Origin of the sequence: Dialister sp. UBA1703 (assembly GCA_002320515.1) — a bacterium.
In the GTDB taxonomy this organism is placed as follows: domain Bacteria; phylum Bacillota; class Negativicutes; order Veillonellales; family Dialisteraceae; genus Dialister.
This window is the reverse complement of the sequence record DCJJ01000093.1, coordinates 1-6,020: the sequence shown is the minus strand read 5'-3', so window position 1 is coordinate 6,020 and position 6,020 is coordinate 1. Positions and strand designations below refer to the sequence as shown.

Sequence of the window (6,020 nt, the reverse complement as noted above, 5' to 3'; positions counted from 1 at the left end):
TCTGCGAATTAATCAGTGCTTCCTTAGTCCATTTGCATTCTCCAAAGAAGGCATGGGCTTTGTCTTCTATGCCCATAATATCGATTTCCGTCTGTTTTTTACGAACAGGGGCATTTCCCCACCATCTGCCCAGACTTTGGAAGAGAATGGGGCTTTCCCCTTCCAGCATTTTCCCCCACAGGTATTCCTGGCATATCTGCTCGAATATGGCACCCATGTATTCCGGAATGGAGGGAGCAATTCGTTTTCAGGCCAGTTCATCGGCGCCCCTCTCAATAAGGGATGTATTGGCTGGTATAAATCGGTACCAGAAACGGAACATATTGTCATCAATGCGGTAAATGCTCTTTCTTCCGCTCTTTTCCCCATAGGGTGTTTCTCTTTTTATAATTCCCAGTTCCATCAGGCTCTTCATATAGGTGCTGCAGGTGCTGGTGGTTTCACCTGTTTGGGAAGCAATTTCTGAAAGCCTTGTGGCACCGCCGGCCACCGCAGAAATCATGGCATTGTACATGGACAGTTCCCGCACTTCCTGCTTGAGCAGGTTTTCCGGTTCCTCATAGAGAAGGGACGCGGGTTTCAGAAAGTTTTCCTTCACATTCTCTTCCAGTGTAAGGCGGGAGTCCATTTCCAAAAGGTAAGGCGCTGTGCCACCGGTCATCCCGTAAATGACAGCCTGGTCTTCCGGCGAGAAGCCGTGAAGGAAAAGGCAGCATTCCCGAAAGGAGAATGGCAGGATTTTAAGCTGGGCCGTTCTCCTGCCATAGATCGGTGATTTATAGGCCAGCACTTCATCTTCCATGTAGGACATGGAAGACCCGCATAAAATAATCATAAGCCGGGAGTTATCCCAATACTGGTCAATGAGCCTCTGCAGGACGGAGAAGAGGCCCGGTGACGTACGAGCGGCATAGGGATATTCATCCATGACCAGAATCATTCTTTCTTCTTTGGCCATTTGAAATACGGCTTCCAGGGCATCCTGAAAGGACGCATACAGAGGTGCAGGGCCTTCCTCCCGATGAAATCCATGGATGGCATCACTGAAATTATGAAGATTCTGCTTTTCGTTGGATTCAATGCCCATGAAATAAATGGCTTTTTTATCCCTGATAAATTCCCGGATCAGGGAAGTCTTCCCTACCCGGCGCCGGCCATAGATAACGGCCATTTCAAATCGGCGGGACCGATATAACTTTTCCAATGACTGCAGTTCTTTTTTTCGTCCGATAAACATGGCACACCCTCCTTCATTTCCGGTATAGGCAGTCCATGGGATTTGCTCAAGAACGATTTAGTTAAGTACGATTGACTAAATCATACTTGAGCAAATTTTTACTGCAAGAGAAAAAGGACAGATTTCTCTGTCCTTTTTCCCGGATCGTGTTACAACCTGAACGGCTGTTATATTGGTCACTGTTTCTTCTTGCCGCCCAGATATGCCGCCATGACATCCGGGTTATTGGCAACTTCCTGCGCCGGTCCTTCCATGACGATTCTGCCCGTTTCCATAACGTAGGCATAGTCGGCAATCTGCAGGGCTTTGCGCGCATTCTGTTCTACAAGAAGAACAGTAGTACCCATCTTGTTAATGTCCTTGATTACATCAAAGATCTGCTGTACCACCAGGGGAGCAAGGCCCATGGATGGTTCGTCCAGAAGCATGACTTCCGGTTTGGCCATGACGGCGCGGCCGATGGCCAGCATCTGCTGTTCGCCGCCGGAGAGGGTGCCGCCGAACTGGTTCTGTCTTTCGAAGAGGCGGGGGAACCGTTCAAATACCTTGGACAGGTCTTCTTTGATTCCTTCCGGGTCTTTTCTCTGGTAGGCGCCCATTTCCAAGTTTTCGCGGACGGACATATTCTGGAGAATCTGACGTCCTTCCGGTACCAGGACCACCCCTTTTTTCACGATGTTATGGGTCTTCATGCCTGCAATGGATTCCCCTTTGAAGAGGACGTCGCCGGCAATGGGTTTCATAATGCCCATGATGGTTTTCATGGTGGTGGATTTACCGGCACCGTTGGCGCCGATAAGGGTGACGATCTTTCCTTCCGGTACGGAGAGGTTGATGCCTTTCAAAGCTTTGATGTTGCCGTAGGCGGCTTCCACATTTTTCAGTTCAAGAAGCATCATTCATCCTCCTTTCCGAGGTAAGCTTCAATAACCTTGGGGTTGTTCTGTACTTCTTCCGGTACCCCTTCCGCCAGTTTCTTGCCGAAGTTGACTACCATGACATGGTCGCAGAGTGTCATGACCAGGTGCATGTCGTGTTCAATGAGGATAATGGTGGTGCCGAATTTTTCGCGGATATTGTGAATCAGTTCGGTGAGGGCTGCGGTTTCGCTGTCGTTCATGCCGGCTGCCGGTTCATCCAGAAGGATGAGCTTAGGCTGGGTGGCAAGGGCTCTGGCGATTTCCAGTTTTCTCTGTTTGCCGTAGGGAAGTTCGGTGGCCAGGCGGTCAGCGTCTTCGGTAAGGCCTACAAAGGAAAGGAGTTCCATAGCCTGCTCACGGGCTTCCTTTTCTTCCTTCTTCTGGGAAGAGGTGTGGAGGAAGCTGGCAAGAAGCCCCGATTTCAGACGGTCATGATGGCCGACAAGGATGTTTTCCAGTACGGTCATGCCGGTGAAGAGGCGGATGTTCTGGAAGGTACGGGCAATGCCCATATTGATGATCTGGTAGGGTTTCTTTCCCTCGATGGACTCACCGTCAAAAAGAATATCCCCTTCCGTCACCTGGTATACGCCGGTGATAAGGTTGAAAATGGTGGTTTTGCCGGCGCCGTTCGGTCCGATGACGCCGAAGATTTCTCCTTTTTCTACGGAGAAGGACATATTGGAAACAGCAGTCAGACCGCCGAACTGTTTCACTACGTTTTTCATTTCAAGAAGCATTACTGATTTCCTCCTTCTGCAGAGGCTTTCTGCTTTTTGCTGAATTTACGGGAAATCCATTTCACAGCGTCGTAGGAGAGGATGCCGTCAGGACGGAAGGCCATGAGTGCTACCAGCATGAGGCCGTAGATGATATCTCTGTACTCAGCCATGGCACGGAGGGATTCCGGCACGATGGTGAGGACAGTCGCACCCAGGACGGAACCCCAGAGCACGTTGCTGCCGCCGAATACGGTGTATACCAGGATATCTACTACTTTGTGCCAGGAGAAATCGGTGGGGCTGATGAAGAAGGTGGCATGGGCATAGAGTGCGCCTGCAGCGCCAGCAAAGAAGGCGCTGAAGAGGAATGCCATCATTTTATAGCGGACTACGTTGATGCCGGTGAGGGAAGCCGCATATTCATCGGCCTTCACAGCTGCCCAGGCACGGCCGATGCGGGAGTGTTCCAGGCGGTACCAGAAGGTTACCACGGCGATGACGAGAATAAGGAGAACGATATTCATCAGAAGCTGGCCGCCGGTCTGGGAGTCGATTTCCAGGGCATCCAGAAGACCCATGTCGCTGGCGTAGTCGGAAAGTACGCTGGCCATGGAAGGAATGCCGGAGAAGCCCAGGGCGCCGTGGGTGATGTCAAGGTTCAATGCGATAACGCGGACCACTTCACCGAAGCCCATGGTGGCAATAGCCAGGTACAGGCCCCGGAGACGAATGGTAGGCATACCGATAATCAATGCAACGAAGGTGGCGAAGAGCCCGCCTAATACAATACCCACAGGCATGGGAACGCCGTACTGGGTGGTAACGATAGCGGAAGTGTAAGCCCCCAGACTCATAAAGCCTGCATTGCCCAGGGACAGGATACCGGTGCACACGGTCATGTAGACAGTGAGAGCCAGGATAATGTTAATGCATACAAAGGTGAATACCTGCAGGAAGTAGCCATTTAAAATTTCATCCATTACGGTCTGCCTCCTTTGCCTGCCTTGGAGAACAAGCCTTCAGGGCGAATAAAGAGAATCAAAATGATGATACCGAATGCCACTGCATCGCGGTAGGTGGAAGAACCGTAAGCCACGGCGAAGACTTCGGCAATGCCGAGGATGAAGCCGCCGGCCATGGCGCCTTCCACGTTGCCCAGGCCGCCCATGATGAGCACTGCCAGACCTTTGAGGCCCATGGCTGTACCCATGGTAGGTTCGATGGCGTTGAAGGAAAGTCCGATGAGCACGCCGGCTGCAGCGCCCAAGGCGGAAGCCAGCATGACGGTGAAGGTAATGATGCGGCTGGTATTGATACCCAGAAGACCTGCAGTTTCCGCATTTTCAGAGGTAGCTCTCACTGCCTTGCCGATTTTTGTCTTGTTCAGCATGACTGTCAGGAGAGCCATGAGAACCACGGCGGTACCCAGGGAAATAATTTGGATGCCGGAAATCTTAAAGGCGCCGAAGTCCATGAGGCCGTTTCCGAAAGTAGCCGGGAAAGAACGGGTCTGGGGCCCCCACACCATAAGTGCCACACTTTCAAGGAATGTGGACACGCCGATAGTACTGATGAGCGGTGCCAGATGAGTCACTTTGCGGCGGCGGAGCGGACGGAGTGCAAAGATTTCCAGTCCATAGCCTAATACCGCGCCGCCGATCATGGCGCCGATGAGTGCCGGAAAAATGCCCAGTCCCGCTTCCGTTACCAGAAGCAGGCCGATGTAAGCGCCGATCATAAAGATGCCGCCATGTGCCATGTTGACGATGTTCAATACGCCGAATACCAGCGTATAGCCGATGGCAATGACCGCATAGGCGCTTCCCAGCGTTAAACCGTTGACAAGCTGTTGAAAAAACACGATCTTCAATCCCCTTTCCAAAATATGAAGGCTCATGCCTTCATTTCTATGAAAGAACAAATGGCATTAAAAACGCCCCTGCTGCAATCTGGCGTCATTGCAGCAGGGGCGAATTGGAATCCGCGGTACCACCCTGTATTTATCACTCACTGAACGGAAAGAAATGCTTATGGTACATAAAACAAAACGCCCCTATTTCCATTGTGGAAATAGGGGCGACATGCGCGGTACCACCCTACATTGTACTCTCAGTTCATCATCCGTAACGTGGAGAAACGCCTTTGTTTACTATGTTCAACAGAGGAGCTCACAGGTGATAGTCAATACTGGAATGCACCGGCTTGCACCATCCGCCGGCTCTCTATGCCATGGACCACTATATCCCTTGTCCCGATCATCGCTTTTTAATGCCTGTAACGCAGGCGGCGTCGAAAATTACTTGGTTCACTTTCGAAACTCCCGGGTGAGCCTGCATCCTGCTTCATACTGACTTGCACCAGCCGTCAGCTCTCTTAAATCTACTGCCGGACGCTTATCCCGATCCTTGCCATTCGTTCTTTCGTGTTATGGTTGATATTATACTGCCTTGATGAAAAAAGTCAATAGGATTTTTGAAAGAAATTTGTAAAACCTCTGCGGCGCTGACAATGCGCCTCTATTCCCATGCCGCAGGTCTCCCCCTCTATCTCATTTTCCCCATTTATGTTAAAATCACTGTAATACCGGCAGAGCGGAAAACTCTGATGAAGGAGGATACTATGTTACACCAGGTTTCTATTTTCACCGCCAATACAAAGGGCGCGCTCAGCAAAATGACTGCCATTCTGGCAAAAAATGACATTAATATTTACACCATGCTGGCTACAGACAGTGCGGAATTCGGCATCGTCCGCCTCATTGTGGACAAGTCGGAAGAAGCAAAGGAAGCATTGGAAAAAGAAGGATACCAGTGCCGGGTGGATCTGGTCCTCGCCGTGGACATGAAATCCGATAAGCCCGGCACCCTGGACCACATCCTGTCAGACCTGCAGAACGCCAACGTCATGATCCGCTATCTCTATATTTCCTTCGACCGCCAGAGCGGCTCCCCTATCGCCGTCTTCTCCACCACCGAATCGGAGACCGAAGCATTCCTCAAAGGAAAGGGCTACCATCTGCTGGACCGCTTCTAAATGAATAAAAGAGCCGGAAAGAAATGCCAGTCATTCTTTCCCGGCTTTTTTTCCTTAGTGTAAAATTTTACTCGGTAGGGGAATTTTTCCAGAAACAATAAAAGAGGA

General features: G+C 50.8%; 7 protein-coding genes and 1 other annotated feature. Of the genes, 1 reads left to right on the top strand and 6 read right to left on the bottom strand.

All coding sequences use genetic code 11. The features are described from left to right. From B2Y11_RS08775 to B2Y11_RS04610, 6 genes are all read right to left on the bottom strand, one after another. A partial coding sequence (locus tag B2Y11_RS08775) for a DUF234 domain-containing protein (protein WP_414630732.1) occupies positions 1-241 on the bottom strand: 241 nt, incomplete at its 3' end. A 6-nt stretch (positions 242-247) separates the two neighbouring features. Next, positions 248-1,237, bottom strand: coding sequence for an AAA family ATPase (locus B2Y11_RS04630; protein ID WP_291056793.1), 990 nt, complete (start codon positions 1,235-1,237; stop codon positions 248-250). 176 nt (positions 1,238-1,413) lie between these two features. Further along, the gene (locus B2Y11_RS04625) at positions 1,414-2,136 is read right to left on the bottom strand and encodes an ABC transporter ATP-binding protein (RefSeq protein WP_291056791.1); all 723 of its coding nucleotides are present in this window, start codon (positions 2,134-2,136) and stop codon (positions 1,414-1,416) included. Then, positions 2,133-2,897 (bottom strand): ABC transporter ATP-binding protein, encoded by a 765-nt coding sequence (locus B2Y11_RS04620; protein ID WP_291056789.1) that lies wholly within the window; start codon positions 2,895-2,897, stop codon positions 2,133-2,135. The genes B2Y11_RS04625 and B2Y11_RS04620 overlap by 4 nt, the downstream gene beginning before the upstream one ends. Continuing rightward, positions 2,897-3,859, bottom strand: a complete 963-nt coding sequence (locus B2Y11_RS04615) for a branched-chain amino acid ABC transporter permease (protein WP_291056787.1) — start codon at positions 3,857-3,859, stop codon at positions 2,897-2,899. Before B2Y11_RS04615 ends, B2Y11_RS04620 begins: the two co-directional genes overlap by 1 nt. Then, positions 3,859-4,740 (bottom strand): branched-chain amino acid ABC transporter permease, encoded by an 882-nt coding sequence (locus B2Y11_RS04610; protein WP_291056785.1) that lies wholly within the window; start codon positions 4,738-4,740, stop codon positions 3,859-3,861. Before B2Y11_RS04610 ends, B2Y11_RS04615 begins: the two co-directional genes overlap by 1 nt. Before the next feature lie 208 nt (positions 4,741-4,948). Next, positions 4,949-5,147 (bottom strand) — a binding site (T-box leader). A 351-nt stretch (positions 5,148-5,498) separates the two neighbouring features. Here B2Y11_RS04610 and B2Y11_RS04605 point away from each other — a divergent pair. Further along, on the top strand, positions 5,499-5,912 hold the full coding sequence (locus B2Y11_RS04605; RefSeq protein ID WP_291056783.1) for an amino acid-binding protein: 414 nt from the start codon (positions 5,499-5,501) through the stop codon (positions 5,910-5,912). Positions 5,913-6,020: the final 108 nt, after the last annotated feature.

Excerpts from the sequence above, each read along its gene's own strand:
- B2Y11_RS04630 (WP_291056793.1), bottom strand. The coding sequence starts at position 1,237 with ATGTTTATCGGACGAAAAAAAGAACTGCAGTCATTGGAAAAGTTATAT.
- B2Y11_RS04625 (WP_291056791.1), bottom strand. The coding sequence starts at position 2,136 with ATGATGCTTCTTGAACTGAAAAATGTGGAAGCCGCCTACGGCAACATC.
- B2Y11_RS04620 (WP_291056789.1), bottom strand. The coding sequence starts at position 2,897 with ATGCTTCTTGAAATGAAAAACGTAGTGAAACAGTTCGGCGGTCTGACT.
- B2Y11_RS04615 (WP_291056787.1), bottom strand. The coding sequence starts at position 3,859 with ATGGATGAAATTTTAAATGGCTACTTCCTGCAGGTATTCACCTTTGTA.
- B2Y11_RS04605 (WP_291056783.1), top strand. The coding sequence starts at position 5,499 with ATGTTACACCAGGTTTCTATTTTCACCGCCAATACAAAGGGCGCGCTC.